This is a genomic window from Streptomyces sp. NA02950, assembly GCF_013364155.1.
Taxonomy (GTDB): Bacteria; Actinomycetota; Actinomycetes; order Streptomycetales; family Streptomycetaceae; genus Streptomyces.
On the sequence record NZ_CP054916.1, the window covers coordinates 6,406,802 to 6,425,487 of the forward strand.

Here is an 18,686-nt window from a genome sequence, read left to right on the forward strand (position 1 = left end):
TCAAGGACCCACCGGACAGCGCCTACGTGTTGCTGGTGCCCCAGTCGTCCTCTTCCTTGATCCGCTCCTCACGCTGCCCGCCGATCCGCTCGCGGAGCGGCCGCACCTTGCCGAGCGCCTTGACGGCGGCCTGGCGACCGCCGTGCGCGGCCGATTCGGCGGTGTTGCGGACGGCAGGATTGTGTGCGAACCGCTGCGCGCAGCTGCGCAGCTGCTCGTACCGCTCGCGGCCGGCCCGCGTCCCCAGTACGTAACCAACAGCCAGCCCGGTGATGAACGTCAGCCGGTAGCGCATCGACCTGCCCTTCTGGTTGCCCTTCGCGTCGGACCCCGGGGTCGTGCCGCTCGCCTACCCGCCCGTGCCGCAGATCACCCACAGATCATCAACAGATCATCCGGCGGCCGCCCGCGGGGATACCGATTGGCGGAGCACCCCCCTGCTTGCGCTAATGTATGTGTCGCAGCGAACGCACGCCCTCCGGGAGCTCCGGACGGGGCGCGGTCGAGGCACACGGAGCAATCCCCTGTAGCTCAATTGGCAGAGCAGCCGGCTGTTAACCGGCAGGTTACTGGTTCGAGTCCAGTCGGGGGAGCTCGGTCCCCTGTAGCTCAATTGGCAGAGCATTCGGCTGTTAACCGGAGGGTTACTGGTTCGAGTCCAGTCGGGGGAGCAGAGCGGGAGAGGACCCCTGAGGGGGTCCTTTTTCATGTCGGTGCGTCGAGGGGCCGGGCGGTCGTACTAACAGATCCAGCCATGATCGTGCCGCCGGAGCGTCCAACATCGGCCCACCGAAGCAGCAGATCGTATGAGCGGCTATGCTGCGGCAGACGGCGCGCACAACTGTGGACGACGCGCCGTTACGGGGCGGTAGCTCAGCCGGTTAGAGCAGCGGACTCATAATCCGTCGGCCGTGGGTTCGAGTCCCACCCGCCCCACCTAGAAAATCGATCTGATCTGCGCAAACGCGGTCGGAGAGCGGGGGTGCGTGCGGCGATTGCCTCAGATCGGTGAGGCAAACGCGCGCCTGTGTGGCCCGGTCAATCCTCAGGCCATTGTGACCTGGGGTGTTGGTCGATACCTGGCTGGGAGCCGTGGTTGATCCTCCCACGGCCCCGATGTCGCACGAGGCGATCCACCTCTCGCTCTACGACCCGCGCCGGCCCCGAGCGATCGACCGCGGTCTCGCTCAGTGGCTGCGTTCGGCCAGACCCATGGCGCCGCCCGAAGATCGCCCGTCGGCCCACAGGGCGGGGCGTCATGCGCGGCATGGTGTCCGTCAGTGCCCGCCCCGCCGAGGTCGAGGATCGCAAGGTTCCCGTCCACTGGGAGGGCGACCTCGTGATGGGCACATGGCGCAGGTTCGTATGCCCACGTTCACGAAACCAGCCTGAGCGTGTCCCCGTGTCGCGGCGGAGCAGCCACCTGTCATCGCGATTCCAAGCCATCAGGACGCAAGGAGACCGTGGCAGGCTCCTCGGTTCCCGGCACGGGCGTCGAGGGAGCCGCGGGCTTCGGGCTGCCAGGCAGGAAGAGCGCCACGCCGAGTGTGGTGGCGACCAGCACGGCCGCCCCGACAACCAGGCTGATCCGCATCCCGGTCATGAAGTGGGCAGAGTCGGCGATCAGTGCGCCGAGCAGGGCGACTCCGATCGCGCCGCCGAATTGCCGGGCGGCGCTGAGTACTCCGGAGGCGAGGCCGGCCCGTTCGTGCGGTACCGACTCCAGCATCGCCGACGTCAACGGGGGGATCGCGAGCCCGCCGCCGATGCCGAGCGGCACCAGCAGGGTCAGCAGCAAGGCAGTGGGGGTGTCCCGACGGACGAGGAGCAGGCCCAGGATGCCGACCGTCTGGATGACCTGGCCCAGGATCAGTGGGAGGCGCGGCCCGTACCGGTTGGTCAGCTTGCCGGCGAGGAGATTGACCAGGGTGGTGAAGGCCGTCATCGGAATGAACATCAGTCCCGCGGTGAGCGCCGAGGCGCCGCGGTGCTCTTGGAAGAAGATCGTGAAGACGAAGACCAGGCCGTAGTAGCCGAAGTTCAGGGCGAGACCCGCGCTGGTGCAGACGGCCACCGAGGGAATGCGGAACAACGTCAGCGGAACGGCGGGATCACTCTGCCGGGATTCGACCAGGAGGAACGCGCTTCCGGCGAGCACGGCGACCAAGAAGCCGCAGATCGTCGTCGGGCTCGTCCACCCGCCCGACCCTCCGGTGATGACGGCGAACACCAGGGCCGCCAGAGCGAGTACGGCGGTGACCTGGCCGACGGGGTCCATCGAGGAGTGTCCTCGTGGGGAGCGGGGTGCCCGGAGCATGCCGACGAGTGCGAAGAGGCCGACCGGCAGGTTCACGAAGAAGATCCACCGCCAGCCGAGTCCCGTGGTGAGCGCGCCGCCGACAACCGGGCCGGCCGCGACCGCCGCACCACCACCGGCGGTCCACAGTGCGATTCCGCGAGCGCGCTGGGCCGGGGAGTCGTACGCCTGGCGGACCAGGGCGAGTGAAGCAGGCATCATCACAGCGGCTCCGGCCCCTTGGACCGCCCGCGCAGCGATGAGCACAGTGAGGTTGGGGGCCAGCCCGCACAGCGCGGACATCAGGGTGAAGACGGACAGCCCGATCGTGAAGGCGCGGCTCGCGCCGACGCGGTCGGAGATGGCACCGGCCGACAGGAGCAGGGCTGCGAAGAGCAGGGTGTACGCGGTGACCACCCACTGCAGCGCGGAGACCTGGCCGCCCCACTGCTGACCGATGCTCGGCAGGGCGACGTTGACCACGGTGGTGTCCAGCGTGATGACGAAAAAGGCCAGACAGGCAACCAGCACCGTGGACCGGAGACCCGGCCGCGGCCGGTTGTCGCCGGTCTCGGGGCCGGACGGGGCACGACCCCGCACGTCGGCTGCGGGCTGCCCGCTCACAGCGCCCCTCCCACGTGCGCAGGCGGCGACACACGTCGGTGGAAGCCATCTGTCGCTTCGGCTTCTTCACCGAGGGGTGCCACCCCCTCGTCATACACGTCACCGTTGCGGTCCATGGATCTTCCTTCCAGGTCTTGCCGGTGCCCGGTGTGCTGCGAATCCCTCGCAGCCCGAACGACCGACTACTGAGTCACTTCCCACGCGTCTGCCGGACAGGGCGGTCGACGGGGCCGGCCGCAGGACCGGCGGTGTGCGGATGCGGAGTACGAACCGACCGGGAGTCACGCCCCGGGCTGCCACAGCTCGCGGCGACGGTCTCCCGGCAACGGCTCTTCCTGCTCCCGCCTCAGCGCTCTGGGGCCCACCGCCAGGACCTGACTGTCCGCTCCCCTCACTCCTTGTCGAAGTCGGTGCCCCGACTGACTGCCTCCCAGGCGGCCGCCTCTTCGCCGGCGGACTTCAGCTGGGCGGCGATGGCGTCGGCGGCGTCGTTACCGAGGGCCAGCCGCAGCGGGGTCTGCTCGGCGGCCAAGGCGGTCAGGATCGCCGCGGCGGCCTTCTCGGGGTCCCCCGGCTGCTTGCCGTCGCTGTCCGGGAGCCCGGAGCGGACCGGGCCGACCGTCTCCTCGTACGCATCCAAGGGCGCCGACTGCCGCAGCGCACCGCCGTCGGCGAACCCGGTCCGGAACGCCCCCGGCTCCACGACCAGCACCTTGATCCCGTGCGGCGCGACTTCCATGGCCAGCGCCTCGGACAGCCCCTCCAAGGCGAACTTGGTGGCCGAGTAGGCGCCGACGCCGGGGAAGGAGAACCGGCCGCCCATGCTGCTCATCTGCACGACAGCGCCCGAGCCCTGGCGGCGCATGTGCGGGAGTACGGCGCGGGTGAGCGCGGCGGGGCCGAAGAAGTGCAGGTTCATCAGGTCGCGGAGTTCGCGGTCGGTGGTCTCCTCGACGGCGCCGACCTGTCCGCGACCGGCGTTGTTGACCAGTACGTCGATCCGCCCGTACCAGAGGATCACTTCGGCGACGACGGCGGTGATGCGGGCCGGGTCGGTGACGTCGAGGGCGACGGGGACGACGCGGCCGGGGTGCGCGGCAGCGAGATCGTTGAGGGATTCGGGGCGGCGGACAGCGGCCACCACGGTGTCACCGGCGGCGAGGGCCGCCCGCGTGATCGCCTGCCCGAAACCGGAGTTGGCACCGGTGATCAGCCAGACCCTGCCGGTCGCGGAGCGGGCGGGGGTGGTGGCGGGGGCAGTACGGGTGCGGGCATTGTCGCTCATGGGGATCTCCAAGGTGGTTCCGGAAGCCGACCGGCGAACACGTCCGAGGCGGGGTCCCGGCGTGCGTCTCCATTACGGCAACCACCCGGGTCCGCCGTCCAAGACAGAGTTCAACACGCTTCATAAAGAGTGTTTATCGCCGCTGGCTATGCTCTCCCCGTGGAACTACGGCAGTTGAACTATCTCGTGGCGATCGCCGAGGAAGGGAACCTCGGCCGAGCGGCGGCGCGGCTGTACGTGAGCCAGCCGGCCCTGTCATACGCGCTGCGGAAGCTGGAGGCGGAACTCGGGGTCCCCCTCTTCGAGCGGCACCCCGGCGGCATGATCCAGACCCCTGCCGGACGCGATGTGGTGGCCGAGGCGCGCCGGACCGTACGCCAGGCGGACCGCGTCCTCGCCGTGGCGGAACGTCACCGGTGCCAGAAGAAGGCGGTGCTCCGGGTCGGCTTCGAGGCAAGCGGCGCGGGCGAGTTGACCACCCGGGCCCGGGCCGAGTTCGCCCGCCGCACTCCGGACGTGCGGGTGGAACCCAAGCGCTTCGACTGGGGTGAGGAAGCGGCCGCCCTGCGCGACGGCCGGGTGGACGTCGCCTTCGTCTGGCTGCCCGCCGACCTCACCGACCTGCACGCCGAGGTGGTCCACACCGAGCCCCGGGTCGTCGGCCTGCCCGTCGGGCACTCGCTGGCGGGGCGAACGGGCATCGGCATCCTGGACGTGAAGGACGAGCCGCTGCTGTGGACGGAGCGGGCACCGCGCGAATGGGTCGACTGGTGGGCGGTGAACCCCAGACCGGACGGCTCCGCACCGCGCTGGGGTCCGAAGAACGACAACGTCGAGGAGATGCTGGAGCAGGTCGCCGAGGGTGCCGCGATCTGTTTCGCCCCGGCGAGCATGGCCCTGTACTACGCCCGCCCCGATCTGTCCTGGGTCCCGCTCACCGACGTCGAACCCCTGAGGGTCGCCCTGGCCTGGCACGAGGGCGCGAGCAGCCCCCTGGTAAGGGGTTTCGCCGAGGTAGTACGCGAACTCGTCGCCGCTCTGCGGGGGAACGGGACCGACAGATCAGGCGAAGGAAGCGGGGACGGCGCAGGCCCGGCCACGGGATGACCGTTACAGAGGGCTGATCGCCACCGCCTGGAGGTCCTCGCGGCGCTACTTGGCCACCGGTCTTGTCCGTGCGCGCCCCCGAGGGCGTGAGGCAAATGCCTCACCGCTCCGGATCGGGCCGGATCGAGGGGGACTCAGCAGGATCGAATGGGACAGCGATGTCCGGAACATCGGCGCGCAGCGGAGCGGGAGCGTCAGGTCCGCCTGATCAAGCTGCCGCTGCGGGAGCTGGACGTGCGCAAGGCACACGGCCCCGGTGACGTCCCGCAGTGGCTGGTGCTGCTGGACAACCTCGGCGCGCTGCTGTCGGACTTCGACAAGGACATCGCCGGGACGAACCTCAGCGACGAGCTGGCCCGCGTCTACGCCGACGGCCCGGCGGTCGCCGTCCGCTTCGCCGCCACCGCCGACCGGTCGGGCGCGGTGCCGTCGGCGTGGGCCGGGCTCACCCAGTCGAAGCTGCTGATGCGGCTCGCCGACCCGGGTGAGTACGGGTACTTCGACATTCCGCGCGGCTCGGTCCCCTCCTATGTACCGGGCCGGGCCCTGGTCGCCGCCAACCGCCAGGTGGTCCAGCTCGGCCGGCCGGGCGAGGACCCGGCGGCGGTCGCCGCGACCGCCGCCGACTGGCCGGAGGCGCCCGCCACCGCACCCCGCATCGGTCCGCTGCCGACAGAGGTCGAGCTGACCGCGCTGAAAACGCCCGTTCAGGTCGCCTCCGACCCCTGGCAGCTCCCGGTCGGCCTGGACACCGCTGTCCCGCTTCAGGCGCCAGATCCGGACCTCAGCACCACCGGCTGATGCGGCTGACGCCCCCCTCGAGCCCGGAAGCCGAGGGGAGCGCCGCGACTCGGTGACCGAGGCCGTTCAAACGCGTGGTCGGTCAGCCGCTGATGACGTTGTTGCAGTTGGTGGTGACGTTGGTGTCGCCCTCGGTTCCGGCCCCGGGGACCGGGATGTACCAGCCGAGAGAGGCATCGCAGTTGTTGACCTGGTTGATGAAGGTGATGCCACCGTCGCTGAGGCCGCTGCTGCTGCGGCCGTAGCCGTCGGTGGGCGCGCCGTACGCGGCCGCACTGCCCGCGCCGGCCAGCACCAGGGTGGCGGACGCCGCGGCCAGGAGAGCTGCCTTCTTGATACGCATGTGATTCCTCCAGAGGAGCCAAAGGCGAAACATCTGACGATCCGATCTAACGAGGAACGGGTGCGTGTACCCCGGGAAGCGCGGCGGTGCGTAGCCCGGCTGCCGCAGTAAATCGCCGGTTCTGCTCACAGGCTTCCGCCGATCGGCGGCTCCCGAGAGGCGCGCCGCTGTGAGGCCCGCCAGGTACGCGGAAAGGTCGTCTCGGAGGTGCGGAAACCTGGCCCCTGGCGGTCTTCGACGGACCCCGTGGGCGCCCCCTGGCCCACGGGTGCCGGCCTCGGCTCCCGTCCTCGCCGCGAGGCCGTCCGCTGCGTGTCGGCACCTTCCCGCCGTATCCTCTGAGCTGGTCTTCTCCGAGGCGCCGGCCTAGGTTCGGCCCCTCGGGAGAGGGGCCGGATGGACCGGACCATCCGCACGTGGACGACGTACTGAAGCTCCTGGACGGGCTGTTCGAGCCGGAGGCCGACCGGTGGACGGGGGACGCGGGGGACTGGTGGGACGGCTTCTCCGCGGACCGGTCCAAGCCGGTGCCGTTCTTCGTGGCGAAGCCCGACGAGAACCCGGTGTCGTATCCCGACCGTGGCCTGATCGCGCCGGGGCGAGCCCTCGACATGGGATGCGGACCCGGGTCGCGACGCGCTTGAGCCGGCCGCGCGGGGTTGCTGCCTCGCGCTGCTGGACCGCGTTCTGGCGCCTGGTGGCCATTTCGCGCTGACCTGCTCCGCGGCCGGTGAGCAGGGGACGGGGGCCGAGCTTCCGGACGCGGACTTCTACCGTCGGTCCCGACCGCACGGCGGACTCGCGTACCCGGCCGAGTCGCTGCGCTGGAGCTTCTCCGACCTGGAGGCCGAACTGCGCCGGATGCACGACGAAGCGGCCGAGTCCGCGCTGTTCGGGGAGCCCTTTCTGTGGACGGCGCTCTTCCGCCGTGCCGATCCGGGTGAGCGCGTACGGCACGGCTACTGACTTCGGCTTGTCAGGGTGACACCGAAGCGGTACGACGCCCAGCAAAGCAGCGATTTCATCGGCACACGGCGTTCCTCGACGGGGCTGCTGGTAGCGCTGTTCAGAATAGTTCCACGTCCCCGTGAACACGCTGACCTGCCGCCAGCGCGTCGCACAGCTCACCGGTCAGAGTCTGGCGACCCTGCGCGACCGCGTGGACTTCTCCTTCACTCTGAACATCACCTGAGGTCCGTACCGCCCCGGAACGCCCCCGGCGTCACGCCCGTCCGCAGCCGGAAAAATTTGGTGAAGTCGCTGGCGTCGACGAAGCCGAGGCTGTCCGCGACCTCTTTCGACGTCAGGCCGCTGTGCTGCAGCAGCCGCTTGGCCTCCAACAGCACCCGACCGTCGACGTACTGCTTGGCCGTGCGGCCCGTCGCGGCGGACGCGGCCCGGGTCAGCGTGCGCGGACTATAACCGAGTGCCGCCGCGTAATCCTCCACGCGGCGGGTCACCGCGTGGTCTCGCTCCACGGCCGCGTGGAAGCGGCGGAACACCTCGGACGAGGCGGCGGGCCGAAGAGCCGGACCACGGGCCTGTGCGAGACGCATCACCAGGACGGACAGCAAGGCGCGCAGCACCTCCGCGTGTGTCTGCAGCGGCAGCGAGGCCAGCTGTCCGTACTCGTACCTGAGATGGTCGAGGGCGCGGCGCACGCCCTCCGCGTCCGGGCCCTCGGGCGTGAGCGGCCGCTGCTCGTACGGCGGATCCATGTGCGCCGCCGCCACGGTCGCGGGGGGCAGCAACCCCGCCTCGAACAGCACGATCACCCCGTCCGCCGCCCTCAGATCCGGGACGAACCGCTGCACCTGCCCCGGCCGGATCCACAGCCACGACCCCGGCCGCAATTCGTACTCGACGAAGTCCACCCCCATCAGCAGCGGCCGGTCGCGGGCACCGATCAGCTGGTGGAAGGACGGCCGCAGCGGCGCGTACGGGTCGTTGCCATGGCGGCGCGCCCGCTCGTACAGGGCGCCGAGCTCCATCACCTCGACCCCGGCCGGTGCACCGACGGTCGGGGTGTAGGCCAGGTCCCTGACAGCCGGATGCCGATCCTGTCCGTTTTTCCCCATCGCGAGTCCCGAGCGTACCGCCGCCGCGCCCGAACCGCCTCTTAGCGTGAAAGCACAGGTCAGCAACGTGTGAGGAGTGGTCCTGTGCGGTTGGTCGTGGGAATGACCGGGGCGACGGGCGCCCCGTTCGGTGTCCGGCTCCTGGAAAATCTGCGCGAGCTGCCGGACGTGGAGACGCATCTCGTCCTGTCCCGGTGGGCGCGCACGACGATCGAACTGGAGACCGGCCTGTCGGTGGCAGAGGTGTCGGCGCTCGCGGATGTCACGCACCACCCCAACGATCAGGGCGCCACCATCTCCTCCGGCTCCTTCCGCACTGACGGCATGGTGATCGTGCCGTGTTCGATGAAGACCCTCGCCGGTATCAGGACCGGATACGCGGAGGGCTTGGTCGCGCGTGCCGCCGATGTCGTACTGAAGGAGCGGCGCAGGCTCGTCCTCGTCCCGCGGGAGACCCCGCTGAGTGAGATCCATCTGCGGAACATGCTCGAACTTGCCCGGATGGGGGTGCAGTTGGTGCCACCCATGCCCGCCTTCTACAACCACCCGCGCACTGTCGACGACATCGTCGACCACGTGGTGGCCCGCATCCTCGACCAGTTCGAGCTGCCCGTGCCCGCCGCCAAGCGCTGGGCCGGAATGCGCGCCGCCCGCACCGCATCCCGCGACGCCGCCTGAAGTCCCATCCCCCCCCGTGAAGGAGTTCCCCATGCCTTATGACGATCTGCGCAGCTTCCTGGACGCCTTGGACAAGGAGGGGCAGCTGCTGCGCATCACCGACGAGGTGCTGCCCGAGCCGGATCTCGCGGCCGCCGCCAACGCGACGGGCCGCATCGGCGAGAACGCGCCCGCCCTCTACTTCGACAACGTCAAGGGCTTCACCGACGCCCGGATCGCGATGAACGTGCACGGCTCCTGGGCCAACCACGCGCTCGCGCTCGGGCTGCCGAGGAACACCCCCGTCAAGGAGCAGGTCGAGGAGTTCGCGCGTCGCTGGGACGCCTTCCCCGTCGCACCCGAGCGCCGCAAGGACGCGCCCTGGCGCGAGAACACCCAGGAGGGCGACGACATCGACCTCTTTTCGGTGCTCCCGCTGTTCCGTCTCAACGACGGCGACGGCGGCTTCTACCTCGACAAGGCCGCCGTCGTCTCCCGTGACCCCGAGGATCCCGACCACTTCGGCAAGCAGAACGTCGGCACGTACCGCATCCAGGTGATCGGCACCAACCGGCTCGCCTTCCAGCCGGTCCCCATGCACGACGTCGCCCAGCACCTGCGCAAGGCCGAGGAGAAGGGCGAGGACCTGCCCATCGCCATCACCCTCGGCAACGACCCGGTCATGGCGATCGTCGCCGGGATGCCGATGGCCTACGACCAGAGCGAGTACGAGATGGCCGGCGCACTGCGCGGGGCGCCCGCCCCGATCGCCACCGCGCCGCTCACCGGCTTCGACGTGCCGTGGGGCAGCGAGGTCGTCATCGAAGGCGTCATCGAGTCGCGCAAGCGGCAGATCGAGGGCCCCTTCGGCGAGTTCACCGGCCATTACTCCGGCGGGCGCCGCATGCCCGTCATCCGCGTCGACCGCGTCTCGTTCCGTACGAACCCGGTCTTCGAGTCGCTCTACCTCGGCATGCCTTGGACCGAGTGCGACTACCTCGTCGGCCCCAACACGTGCGTGCCGCTGCTCAAGCAGCTGCGCGCCGAGTTCCCCGAGGTGCAGGCCGTCAACGCCATGTACACACACGGCCTGATGGTGATCATCTCCACGGCCAAGCGGTACGGCGGCTTCGCCAAGGCCGTCGGCATGCGCGCCATGACAACACCGCACGGACTCGGCTACGTGTCCCAGGTGATCCTCGTCGACGAGGACGTGGACCCCTTCAACCTGCCGCAGGTCATGTGGGCGATGTCGGCCAAGGTCAACCCGAAGGACGACGTCGTCGTCATCCCCAACCTGTCCGTCCTGGAGCTGGCCCCGGCGGCCCAGCCCGCCGGCATCACCAGCAAGATGATCATCGATGCGACGACGCCGGTCTCGCCGGACGTCCGCGGCAACTTCTCCACGCCCGCCAAGGACCTGCCGGAGACCGCGCAGTGGGCGGTCCGGCTGCAGAGCATGCTCGCCGACCGTGCCTGAACGACCTCCCCGATCTCCTGAAAGGACAACCCCATGAGTAATCTGCCTGCTGAGTGCCCCCGCTGCGCCTTCGAGACGGTCGCCCGGCTCGCCACCTCACCCGCCCCCGGAGTGTGGGACGTGCTCCAGTGCAGCCGCTGTCTGTACACCTGGCGTACGACCGAGCCCGCCCGCCGTACGCTGCGCGACGCCTACCCCGAGAACTTCAAGCTGACGCCGGCCGACATCGCGAACGCGATCGAGGTGCCGGAGGTGCCGCCGCTTCTCAAATAGCGCCTTGAGTGCTGCCGCACACCGCCAGGTGCGTCGACAGCGCGCTCAGCCTCATATCCGTGGCTCTGTTCACCAGAGCCCGTTCCGATGAACAGAGCCACTGAGCCCGTTCAGCGTGGCCGCTGATCGGGTGAGTGGATTGCTGTCCGCAACACACGAGGCTCCCGTGCCGTTGAGGGAGGTGTTCGACGTCTCAACTCATTGGCGCAGGAGCCTCGTTGGTTTCCTATCCTGACCCACTCGACCTGCCCCATGCCCTGGTCGAGTGGGTCACCATGCCGATCGTCACCGCGAGGGTGACCGCCGCTGCAAGCTCCCGCCGCACCAGCGTGCCCTGGTCGGCCGGGTGTACCTGCGCCGGCACGACACCCTCGCCCAGCCGCCTGCATCCGCACCGTCTCCCGGCGTCGTCGTCCCGCAGCAGACAGCCCGCCCCCATCCCCCTACCTCACCCACTACGGGATACAGCCCCCGCGCCGGGCCTATCAGGGACTTCAAGGAAGTTCACCGTGACGAGCCGAAGTCAGTAACGCGTCGGGGACACCAGGCCCGCCTCGTAGGCCAGGATGACCAGTTGGACCCGGTCGCGGGCCGCGAGTTTGGCGAGGAGCCGGGTCACATACGTCTTGGCCGTCGCCACGCTGATGCACAGTTCGTCGGCTATCTCGGGGTTGGACAGACCCGTGGCGACCAGGGTCAGGACCTCGCGTTCGCGCACGGTGACGCCCTCGAGGGGGCGCGGCTCCCTCCGGGCGGGGCGGACGGCGAACTCCTTGATCAGCCGGCGGGTGACGCTCGGGGCGATCAGACCGTCTCCCGCGGCGACCACGCGGATCGCGGCCAGGATGTCGTCCAGAGCCATGTCCTTGACGAGGAAGCCGGACGCCCCGGCGCGCAGCGCACCGTAGACGTAATCGTCGTCGTCGAAGGTGGTGAGGACGATGACATGGGCCGTGCCGGGGCCCGTGGTGATCCGGCGGGTGGCCTCGATGCCGTCCACACCGGGCATCCGGATGTCCATCACCACCACATCGGCCCCGGTGCTCTCGGCGAGCGCGACCGCCTCGGCGCCGTCCCCCGCCTCACCGACGAGTTCGAGGTCGGGGGCTTCCGTCAGCACCATCCGCAGGGCGGCCCGGACCAGCGGCTGGTCGTCGGCGAGGACAACGCGCACGGTCATCGGGCACCCGCCGCGGTGGGTATCGCGGTGGGCATCGCCGTCGGCGGCGGCGTGGACGCGTGCACCGGCAGGCGAGCCGTCACCCGGAAGCCGCCCTCGGGGCGCGGGCCCGCCGTGAACTCCCCGTGCAGCAGCCCGACCCGCTCCCGCATCCCCAGCAGGCCGTAGCCGTGGCCCACGCCGTACGCGTGGCCGCGTCCCTCGTCCACCACCTCCAGCGACAGCGCGTCCTCCCGGTGGTCGATGGACACTCGGCACGAGCCGGTGTCCGCGTGACGGACCACATTGGTGACCGCCTCCTGGATGATGCGGTACGCGGACACGTCCACCTCCGGGGGAAGCGGACGCGGTGTGCCGCACGGCCAGGCAACCCCGACGTCCGCCGTGGAGTCCTTTCCCGCAGAGGACGTTGTCCGCGAAAGTCGTCCACCCGCCCACCGCCCGCGAGGTGCCGCAGTGCGTTTGCTCGTCCACGTCGCCACCGCGACCGCCGTCGCCGTCGCCCTCCTCGCCGGATGCAGCAACGGGGACGGCGCCGACACCTCACGCTCCCGCACGCCCGGGGCCGGGCCCGGGAAGGGCCGCATCGCCTCGGCAGGGGACTTCAACGGCGACGGCTACGACGACTTCGCCACCACCGTCCGGCCCACCAGCGCCTCCCGGGGCCCGCGGCCCAGCAGACTGGCCGTGGTCTACGGCTCCGCCCGCGGTCTGGACCCGCACAGACGCCTGGTCGTCGACGGCCCCGAGGACGACTACGCGGGCCCGCCGCTGCGCGTCGACCTCGACCGCGACGGCTTCACCGACCTGGTCACCGCGCGCTGGGCGCACGGCAGCACCCCCGATGCCGATCGGACCGGACAGACGGTGGTGCTGCGCGGCGGACCGAAGGGGCTGGGACGGCCGCGGACCCTGGGCGGCGACGGGCTCACCGCGCTGGCCACCGGGGACTTCGACGGCGACGGGGCGGCCGACCTGTTCGCCTCCGGTCACACCCGCGGAACCGGTACGGCACGGGTGCTGTACGGCCCGTTCGACGCCACCACCGGCGAGCCCGCCCGCAGTACACCCCTTCCGCTCGCGCGTGCCCGCGACACACAGCACGGCAGACCCGCCGAGGACCCGGCCCAGGACCCGGCCTCGTCCCGGTCGCCGTCGAAGGCGCAGGTTCCGTCCAGCGCCACCGCCGGGGACTTCGACGGCGACCGGCGCAGCGACCTGGTGCTGACGTACCGGCATGACGCCGAGCGGGACGCGACCGCCACCGCCCCCACCGATCTGCTGCCCGCCGACCTCACCCCCGTCGTCCACTACCGGGGCAGCGCCAAGGGGCTGGTACGGGACCGACGGCCCGAAGCGCGGCTCAACCACGCCCTGGAGACGGCGGGCGGGCCGCGCGAGCCCGCGGCCGGGGACGCCGACCACGACGGCATCGACGATCTGCTCGCCCCCGGCGAGGGCCCGGTCGTCCGGCCCACCGGCCCGGACGAGGACACCGGCCCGGACGAGGACACCGGCCCGGACGAGGACACCGGCCCGGACGAGGACAGCGACCCGAACCCGGCAAGGGCACCGGAACGTTCCGGTGGGCTCACCGTCGTCCACGGCTCGAAGTCCGGCTTGGGCCGCGTCGATTCCGACTGGTTCATCGACCAGTCCACCCCCGGCGTGCCCGGGGAACCGCAGGGGGGCGACGGTTTCGGCGCCACCCCGGCCGTGGGTGACGTCACCGCCGACGGCCGCCCCGATCTGGTGGTGGCCGCCCCGGAGAACGGCCGTGGCAACGGGCGGCTGACCCTGCTGCCCGGCTCCGGACTCGGCGGCGAGGACGGCCGCGGATACGCCCCGCCCACGAGCGACCCCGAGGGCAACGACGAGGACGAGGACACGGGGAGCGGTCGGGAGCGGGCCCAGGCCATCGACCTGGACACCCCCGGTGTGCCCGGCCGGCACACCCCCTACGGCTTCGACGCCTTCGCCCCGCAGCCCCCGCTGCTCGATGTCGACGGGGACGGACACGATGACGTGATCGCCGCCGCGCCCGGCCACGGGCGCGGCAGGACCGGCGGCTTCTGGGTGTTCCGGGGCACCGGCGAGGGGCTGTCCACCACCGCCGTAACCCACTTCACCCCCGCCGCTCTCGGTATCCGCTACCGGACCCGCTAGCCCCCGCATCACGCCCCTGACCTGCGGCAGGACGGCCCCGAGGAATACCGGACGGGGGAGAGGGGTTACCGTCGTGGCATCTGCCGACGTACGGAAGCGGGAACTCAGGCATGAGCACGAGCACCGTTGAACTCACGAAGGACAACTTCGACGAGATCGTCTCGGGAAGCAACTTCGTTCTGATCGACTTCTGGGCGTCGTGGTGCGGACCCTGCCGGATGTTCGCCCCCGTGTACGAGAGGTCAGCGGAGCGTCACCAGGACCTGATCTTCGCGAAGGTCGACACCGAGGCACAGCCCGAACTCGCCGCCGCCTTCGACATCCAGTCCATCCCCACGCTGATGATCGTGCGCGAGGACATCGCGGTCTTCGCCCAGCCGGGCGCCCTCCCCGAAGAAGCGCTGGAGGACGTCATCGGCCAGGCCCGCGCCCTCGACATGGACTCGGTCCGCGCCGACATCGCCGCCGCGGAGAACGGCGAGGCGACCAAGGAGCAGCCGGCCGGCGGGGCGCAGGCGGCCGACGGCCATGGGTGAACTGGTGCTGATCCGGCACGGCGAAACCGAGTGGAGCCGGTCGGGGAAGCACACCAGCTGGACCGAGCAGCCCCTGACGGCGCGCGGCGAGGAACAGGCCCGCGCGCTGCGTCCGCCGCTCGCCGAGCGGAAGATCGGGCTCGTACTGGTGAGCCCGCTCGGGCGGGCCGCGCACACCGCGCGGCTGGCCGGGCTCGACGGCGCACACACCGAGCCCGAGCTGCACGAATGGGACTACGGCGGCTATGAGGGCGTCACCACCGCCGAGATCCACCGCATCCGCCCCGACTGGAACCTGTGGACCGACGGGGTGGCACCGGGCGACGCCGAGCACCCCGGGGAGTCCCCCGAGCAGATCGGGGCCCGGGTCGACCGGGTGCTGGCCCGGATCGCGCCCGATCTGGACGCGAACGACACCACGGGGAACGGGCGCAGTGGCGGCGGTGATGTCGTACTGGTCGCCCATGGCCATGTGCTGCGCGTGCTCACCGCCCGCCGCCTGGGTCTGCCACCGGCCGCCGGTGCGCTGTTCCGCCTCGACACCGCGACCATCAGTCGACTGGGAACCGAGCACGGCCGCCCGGCGGTTGTCGCCTGGAACGTAGGCTCGGAGCCGGACTCCGGGCGGGTCGCAACCGGAAGCGGTGCGGCCACGGCCGGATGATCGGTTTGACCGCCCCGTCGTACGTCACCTGACGACGGCACCTGACAGGAAGCAGGGAACAGCGAGCATGGCTACGACGCGCACCGCGCACACCGTCTGGAACGGCAATCTGGCCGAGGGCAAGGGAGTCGTCACCTTCGACTCGTCCGGGATCGGCGAGCAGCCGGTCTCCTGGCCGTCCCGCGCCGAGCAGGCGAACGGCAGGACCAGCCCCGAGGAGCTGATCGCCGCCGCACACTCCAGCTGCTTCTCGATGGCGCTGTCGCACGGCCTCACCCAGGCCGGGACGCCGCCGACGCAGCTGACCACCCAGGCCGATGTCACCTTCCAGCCCGGCACCGGTATCACCGGGATCCACCTCACCGTGGAGGGCACGGTCGAGGGCCTGGACGAGGCGGCGTTCGTCGCGGCCGCCGAGGACGCCAAGAAGAACTGCCCGGTGAGCCAGGCGCTCACCGGTACGGAGATCACCCTGTCGGCGAAGCTGGCCTGACGTTCTCCGTCCGCTCGACCCGCTCCACCGGCTCCACGCGCTGGAGCAGACCCCAGGTGAACTCCGCCACGTAAGGGCGGAGTTCACCTTTTTCCGCATCGGGGACGCCGTTCGGGGCGTTGAAGGCGAGTCGCCAACGCGTGGGTGCCGAGCCCTCCATCGGCCGCGCGGGCGCGAAGGCGCGCGCCACCTCGTCCACCGTGCAGGACCAGGGGCGCAGATCGACGGCCGTACGCAGCGTCGGCCCGGCCGCGCCCGGGGCGCGCACCAGCCACTCGTTCCACACCGCCCCGCCGGGCGCGGTGAGCACCTCGAACCGCAGATCCGGCCACAGGGGTACGGGCCAGCTCAGCGCATCGCAGGTCAGATCGCCGATCCGGCGCTTCGCTGTGGTCTCGGGCGGTCCGAGCACCGAGCGGTAGCGGGCGACGGCGGGCCGCCGCCGCGGGGACCGCTGCATCGCCTGCCAGCGGCGGTTGGCCTCGCGCATGACGGCGCGCCCGAAGCCCAGCTCCCGCAGCGCGTCCTCGACCAGCCCGGGCTGGAAGTCGGCCATCCGCCGCAGCAGCACCAGGACGAAGGGGAAGGGGGCGGGGAACGGTTCGGACTCGGGGAAGGAGGACGCGGAAGCCATGCCCCTATCGTGGCGCAGGTTTCACGGCCGGATGGCGGGCCAGGCTTCGGAACGACGGCAACGGTCGACACAGGGACGGGAGCGGGGCCATGAGCCGACGGCAGACGTTCGACATCGCGGTCCGCGCCACCGCCACGCTCGGTGAGGGACCCACCTGGGACCCCACCACCCGTCGGCTGATCTGGGTGGACGTCCTCGCCGCCCGCGTCCACACCTATGACCCGGCCACCGGCCACCGCACCACCCTGGCCACCGAGCAGCACATCGGCGCGGCCAAGCCCCGCGCGGGCGGCGGCCTCGTGGTCAACCTCCGCGACGGCATCGGGCTCTACGGCGCCGACGGCGGCTTCCGCTGGCTGGTGCGCGACGCGACCCCCGGCCGTCGTGGCAATGACGCGGCCGTGGCCCCCGACGGCTCGCTGTGGGCGGGCACGATGCGCTACGACGAGGCACCGGGTGGCGGCACGCTCGCCCGGATCGCCCCCGACGGCGCCCGTGCGGAGGTCCTGCCGGACGTGACCGTCAGCAACGGCATCGGCTGGAGCCCGGACGGCCGCCTCATGTACTACACCGACAGCCCCACCCGCCGTATCGACGTCTTCGACGTCCCCGACGTGGACGGCGGCCGCGGCCCGGCGGAGGTCTCCGGCCGCCGGCCGTTCGCACGGATCGAGGAGGGCGCGGGCTTCCCGGACGGACTGTGCGTGGATGCCGAGGGCGCGGTGTGGGTCGCCCTGTGGGACGGCGGCGCGATCCGTCGTTACGTCCCCGACGGCACACTCGATCGGGTGGTGGACCTTCCGGTGCCGCGCCCCACCGCCTGTGCCTTCGGCGGCCCGGATCTCAGCGATCTGTATGTGACCTCCGCCCGGGTCGGCGTCGACCCCTCCGCGGCTCCGCTCGCGGGATCGGTGCTGGTCGTCCCGGGGGCGGGGCGAGGGTCGGCACAACCCGCCTTCGCGGGCTGAAACCCGTCAGGACCAGGGGCTTTCCCCGCAGACCGGGACCGAACCACGGCAGACCGGGACCGACGCGGCGGTTTCGACGGCGCCCTGCACAGGATCCTCACATGCTCCGGTATCGGCACTGCTCAGAGGTCACATAGCCTGCCCCGCGTCATGGATTACTGCCCTCCCTGCCGACGCCATCTCAACGGCGCCCTCTCCTGCCCCGGGTGCGGGAAGCCCGTTGAGCAACTCGAGCTGCCCACGGCCACGGCGGGGGCGGCGTCGGACGGGGGAACGGCCGGGGCCGGTGGTGCCTCCGGCGCGCCGTTGTCGCGCGCGGAGCGGCGCAGGGCGCAGAAATCCCGTCGTGCGCGTGGCTCCCGGTCGGGCCGGGGATCCCGTACGCCCGAGTCGGCGGGTACGCCCGAGGTGTCCCATGCACCCCACGCACCCGCGCCCGAGCCGTACGAAGTCCCCGAGACCCACGGGGAGTCCGCCACCAGCCGCGCTCCCGACACCGGCCACGCCCCCGCCGCGAGCCGCCGCAAACCCAAGTCCCGAGGGGTCGTCGGCGGCCGTGCGCGCCGGGCCCGCCCGCGGCGCGGCCGCCGGGTGATGGTCACCGCGGCGGTGCTGGGCCCGGTCCTGGCCGCGCTGTTCGTGGCGGAGCTGGCGAACGAGGGGTACTTCCGGGAGGCGGCCCCCGCGCCCGCCCCCGAGAAGCCGGTGGCCGACCGCGGTGACGGGGTCACGGAGTCCGCCGGACCCGTGCCGCATGACAGCGGTGGGCCGAGCACGGACCCGGCCACCGAGAGCCGCCGCCCGGACAAGGACACCAAGGACGGCGACAAGGAGAAGGGCGAGGGCGAGAAGAAGGCGCGGGACACCACCTCGCCCGGTCCCGACCAGCCGACGTCCCACGACCCGGCCCCCTCCGCCCCGGACGCTGGCGGCCCCGCTTCCACCCGGCCGCGGACCCCGTCGTCGAAGCCGCGTCCGACCGCGCCGGGGACGTTTGTGCCGACCCCGACCCCGACCCCGTCCGAGAGATGTGACCGCTTCCTGTGGTGGTGCACCTAGGTCCGGTCCGGTGGCGGCACCCCGCGCGGTCGGGCGCGGCCG

At 71.3% G+C, this 18,686-nt stretch carries 18 protein-coding genes, 3 tRNA genes and 3 pseudogenes; 16 read left to right on the top strand and 8 right to left on the bottom strand.

Annotation, left to right across the window (positions count from 1 at the left end; genetic code table 11):
* Nucleotides 1-22: 22 nt before the first annotated feature.
* Nucleotides 23-295 carry a YtxH domain-containing protein gene (locus tag HUT19_RS28035; protein ID WP_176183115.1) on the bottom strand — a complete coding sequence of 91 codons (273 nt, stop codon included), beginning with the start codon at nt 293-295 and terminating at the stop codon, nt 23-25.
* Between the two features lie 225 nt (nt 296-520).
* Here HUT19_RS28035 and HUT19_RS28040 point away from each other — a divergent pair.
* From HUT19_RS28040 to HUT19_RS28050, 3 genes are all read left to right on the top strand, one after another.
* Nucleotides 521-593, top strand: a tRNA-Asn gene (locus tag HUT19_RS28040).
* 5 nt (nt 594-598) lie between these two features.
* Nucleotides 599-671: transfer RNA gene (locus tag HUT19_RS28045), tRNA-Asn, on the top strand.
* A 191-nt stretch (nt 672-862) separates the two neighbouring features.
* A tRNA-Ile gene (locus HUT19_RS28050) sits at nt 863-936 on the top strand.
* 490 nt (nt 937-1,426) lie between these two features.
* Here HUT19_RS28050 and HUT19_RS28055 read toward each other — a convergent pair.
* Nucleotides 1,427-2,920 carry an MFS transporter gene (locus tag HUT19_RS28055; RefSeq protein WP_254885825.1) on the bottom strand — a complete coding sequence of 498 codons (1,494 nt, stop codon included), beginning with the start codon at nt 2,918-2,920 and terminating at the stop codon, nt 1,427-1,429.
* Between the two features lie 391 nt (nt 2,921-3,311).
* On the bottom strand, nt 3,312-4,205 hold the full coding sequence (locus HUT19_RS28060; RefSeq protein ID WP_176183116.1) for an oxidoreductase: 894 nt from the start codon (nt 4,203-4,205) through the stop codon (nt 3,312-3,314).
* A 159-nt stretch (nt 4,206-4,364) separates the two neighbouring features.
* Between HUT19_RS28060 and HUT19_RS28065 the strand changes: the two genes are divergently transcribed.
* Both HUT19_RS28065 and HUT19_RS28070 read left to right on the top strand, forming a co-directional pair.
* Nucleotides 4,365-5,312 carry a LysR family transcriptional regulator gene (locus HUT19_RS28065; protein WP_176183117.1) on the top strand — a complete coding sequence of 316 codons (948 nt, stop codon included), beginning with the start codon at nt 4,365-4,367 and terminating at the stop codon, nt 5,310-5,312.
* A 147-nt stretch (nt 5,313-5,459) separates the two neighbouring features.
* Nucleotides 5,460-6,113, top strand: coding sequence for a hypothetical protein (locus HUT19_RS28070; RefSeq protein ID WP_176183118.1), 654 nt, complete (start codon nt 5,460-5,462; stop codon nt 6,111-6,113).
* An 82-nt stretch (nt 6,114-6,195) separates the two neighbouring features.
* Here the strand turns inward: HUT19_RS28070 and HUT19_RS28075 are convergent, their stop codons facing one another.
* The gene (locus tag HUT19_RS28075) at nt 6,196-6,456 is read right to left on the bottom strand and encodes a hypothetical protein (RefSeq protein ID WP_176183119.1); all 261 of its coding nucleotides are present in this window, start codon (nt 6,454-6,456) and stop codon (nt 6,196-6,198) included.
* A 396-nt stretch (nt 6,457-6,852) separates the two neighbouring features.
* On the opposite strand from HUT19_RS28075, the pseudogene HUT19_RS28080 reads away from it, so the two are divergent.
* Nucleotides 6,853-7,422 (top strand): annotated as a pseudogene (locus tag HUT19_RS28080) (SAM-dependent methyltransferase).
* A 218-nt stretch (nt 7,423-7,640) separates the two neighbouring features.
* Here the strand turns inward: HUT19_RS28080 and HUT19_RS28085 are convergent.
* Nucleotides 7,641-8,534 (bottom strand): AraC family transcriptional regulator, encoded by an 894-nt coding sequence (locus tag HUT19_RS28085; protein WP_176183120.1) that lies wholly within the window; start codon nt 8,532-8,534, stop codon nt 7,641-7,643.
* Nucleotides 8,535-8,618: 84 nt separating this feature from the next.
* Here HUT19_RS28085 and HUT19_RS28090 point away from each other — a divergent pair, with 84 nt between their 5' ends.
* The 4 genes and pseudogenes from HUT19_RS28090 to HUT19_RS28105 form a co-directional block, all read left to right on the top strand.
* Complete coding sequence (locus HUT19_RS28090) at nt 8,619-9,212, top strand: non-oxidative hydroxyarylic acid decarboxylases subunit B (protein ID WP_217712288.1); 594 nt, start codon at nt 8,619-8,621, stop codon at nt 9,210-9,212.
* A 31-nt stretch (nt 9,213-9,243) separates the two neighbouring features.
* Nucleotides 9,244-10,671 (top strand): non-oxidative hydroxyarylic acid decarboxylases subunit C, encoded by a 1,428-nt coding sequence (locus tag HUT19_RS28095; RefSeq protein WP_176183121.1) that lies wholly within the window; start codon nt 9,244-9,246, stop codon nt 10,669-10,671.
* A gap of 33 nt (nt 10,672-10,704) precedes the next feature.
* Complete coding sequence (locus HUT19_RS28100) at nt 10,705-10,944, top strand: non-oxidative hydroxyarylic acid decarboxylases subunit D (RefSeq protein WP_176183122.1); 240 nt, start codon at nt 10,705-10,707, stop codon at nt 10,942-10,944.
* Between the two features lie 218 nt (nt 10,945-11,162).
* A pseudogene (locus HUT19_RS28105) lies at nt 11,163-11,323 on the top strand (IS5/IS1182 family transposase); the annotation flags it as partial.
* A gap of 144 nt (nt 11,324-11,467) precedes the next feature.
* Here HUT19_RS28105 and HUT19_RS28110 read toward each other — a convergent pair.
* Both HUT19_RS28110 and HUT19_RS28115 read right to left on the bottom strand, forming a co-directional pair.
* A complete protein-coding gene (locus HUT19_RS28110; RefSeq protein ID WP_176183123.1) occupies nt 11,468-12,124 on the bottom strand; it encodes a response regulator transcription factor in 657 nt (218 codons plus the stop codon).
* Nucleotides 12,121-12,471 (bottom strand): annotated as a pseudogene (locus HUT19_RS28115) (sensor histidine kinase); the annotation flags it as partial. The gene HUT19_RS28110 and the pseudogene HUT19_RS28115, both read right to left, overlap by 4 nt.
* Before the next feature lie 109 nt (nt 12,472-12,580).
* Between HUT19_RS28115 and HUT19_RS28120 the strand changes: the two are divergent.
* From HUT19_RS28120 to HUT19_RS28135, 4 genes are all read left to right on the top strand, one after another.
* Nucleotides 12,581-14,290, top strand: a complete 1,710-nt coding sequence (locus HUT19_RS28120; RefSeq protein WP_254885826.1) for an FG-GAP and VCBS repeat-containing protein — start codon at nt 12,581-12,583, stop codon at nt 14,288-14,290.
* A 110-nt stretch (nt 14,291-14,400) separates the two neighbouring features.
* A complete protein-coding gene (trxA, locus tag HUT19_RS28125) occupies nt 14,401-14,826 on the top strand; it encodes a thioredoxin (RefSeq protein ID WP_176183125.1) in 426 nt (141 codons plus the stop codon).
* Complete coding sequence (locus tag HUT19_RS28130) at nt 14,819-15,490, top strand: histidine phosphatase family protein (RefSeq protein ID WP_176183126.1); 672 nt, start codon at nt 14,819-14,821, stop codon at nt 15,488-15,490. The genes trxA and HUT19_RS28130 overlap by 8 nt, the downstream gene beginning before the upstream one ends.
* Before the next feature lie 67 nt (nt 15,491-15,557).
* Complete coding sequence (locus HUT19_RS28135; protein ID WP_176183127.1) at nt 15,558-15,983, top strand: OsmC family peroxiredoxin; 426 nt, start codon at nt 15,558-15,560, stop codon at nt 15,981-15,983.
* Here the strand turns inward: HUT19_RS28135 and HUT19_RS28140 are convergent.
* Nucleotides 15,958-16,617, bottom strand: a complete 660-nt coding sequence (locus HUT19_RS28140; RefSeq protein ID WP_176183128.1) for a hypothetical protein — start codon at nt 16,615-16,617, stop codon at nt 15,958-15,960. The genes HUT19_RS28135 and HUT19_RS28140 overlap by 26 nt on opposite strands.
* A gap of 89 nt (nt 16,618-16,706) precedes the next feature.
* Between HUT19_RS28140 and HUT19_RS28145 the strand changes: the two genes are divergently transcribed.
* Nucleotides 16,707-17,585, top strand: a complete 879-nt coding sequence (locus tag HUT19_RS28145; RefSeq protein ID WP_176183129.1) for an SMP-30/gluconolactonase/LRE family protein — start codon at nt 16,707-16,709, stop codon at nt 17,583-17,585.
* A 408-nt stretch (nt 17,586-17,993) separates the two neighbouring features.
* A complete protein-coding gene (locus HUT19_RS28150) occupies nt 17,994-18,644 on the top strand; it encodes a hypothetical protein (RefSeq protein ID WP_176183130.1) in 651 nt (216 codons plus the stop codon).
* Nucleotides 18,645-18,686: the final 42 nt, after the last annotated feature.

Coding starts and splice junctions, on each gene's coding strand:
- HUT19_RS28130 (WP_176183126.1), top strand. CDS start 14,819: ATGGGTGAACTGGTGCTGATCCGGCACGGCGAAACCGAGTGGAGCCGG.
- HUT19_RS28075 (WP_176183119.1), bottom strand. CDS start 6,456: ATGCGTATCAAGAAGGCAGCTCTCCTGGCCGCGGCGTCCGCCACCCTG.
- HUT19_RS28100 (WP_176183122.1), top strand. CDS start 10,705: ATGAGTAATCTGCCTGCTGAGTGCCCCCGCTGCGCCTTCGAGACGGTC.
- HUT19_RS28070 (WP_176183118.1), top strand. CDS start 5,460: ATGGGACAGCGATGTCCGGAACATCGGCGCGCAGCGGAGCGGGAGCGT.
- HUT19_RS28035 (WP_176183115.1), bottom strand. CDS start 295: ATGCGCTACCGGCTGACGTTCATCACCGGGCTGGCTGTTGGTTACGTA.
- HUT19_RS28085 (WP_176183120.1), bottom strand. CDS start 8,534: ATGGGGAAAAACGGACAGGATCGGCATCCGGCTGTCAGGGACCTGGCC.
- HUT19_RS28110 (WP_176183123.1), bottom strand. CDS start 12,124: ATGACCGTGCGCGTTGTCCTCGCCGACGACCAGCCGCTGGTCCGGGCC.
- HUT19_RS28135 (WP_176183127.1), top strand. CDS start 15,558: ATGGCTACGACGCGCACCGCGCACACCGTCTGGAACGGCAATCTGGCC.
- HUT19_RS28095 (WP_176183121.1), top strand. CDS start 9,244: ATGCCTTATGACGATCTGCGCAGCTTCCTGGACGCCTTGGACAAGGAG.
- trxA (WP_176183125.1), top strand. CDS start 14,401: ATGAGCACGAGCACCGTTGAACTCACGAAGGACAACTTCGACGAGATC.
- HUT19_RS28060 (WP_176183116.1), bottom strand. CDS start 4,205: ATGAGCGACAATGCCCGCACCCGTACTGCCCCCGCCACCACCCCCGCC.
- HUT19_RS28140 (WP_176183128.1), bottom strand. CDS start 16,617: ATGGCTTCCGCGTCCTCCTTCCCCGAGTCCGAACCGTTCCCCGCCCCC.
- HUT19_RS28145 (WP_176183129.1), top strand. CDS start 16,707: ATGAGCCGACGGCAGACGTTCGACATCGCGGTCCGCGCCACCGCCACG.